This window comes from Pseudomonas sp. 51_B, assembly GCF_017491595.1.
Classification (GTDB): Bacteria; Pseudomonadota; Gammaproteobacteria; order Pseudomonadales; family Pseudomonadaceae; genus Aquipseudomonas; species Aquipseudomonas promysalinigenes.
Genome location: NZ_JAFGYW010000372.1, coordinates 1 through 452, shown reverse-complemented (window position 1 = coordinate 452; position 452 = coordinate 1). Strand labels below are relative to the sequence as shown.

General features: G+C 60.8%; 1 pseudogene. It reads left to right on the top strand.

What is annotated here, in order from left to right:
- A pseudogene (locus J5M56_RS25295) lies at positions 1-452 on the top strand (autotransporter); the annotation flags it as partial.

The following is a 452-nucleotide window of genomic DNA, read 5'->3' as shown; positions in this document are numbered from 1 at the left end:
CAACACCACCGGGCACATTTTCAAGGAAATCGGCGACCAGAACAGTTACGTGCTGATCTCCGGGCGCTGGTTCCGCGCCAGCGACATGAGCGGGCCATGGACCTTTGTCCCGGCAGACAAACTGCCGGCCGACTTTGCCAATATTCCTGACGACAGCGCCAAAGAGAACGTCAAGGCCTCGGTAGCCGGCACGCCACAGGCGCAGGAGGCGGCCATTGCGGCGGCCATCCCGCAGACGTCGGCGATCAACAAGAGCGCGGTGAAGATGACGACACCGCAATTTGACGGTGAGCCGCAGCTCAAAGCGATCAGCAATACGCCGCTGCAATACGTGATCAACAGCGCCACACCGATTATTCGAGTCGGCAACGACAGTTGGTGGGCGGTGGAGAACGGCATCTGGTTCAGCGCCACCTCGCTAAACGGACCGTGGAGCGTGGCCACTTCAGTGC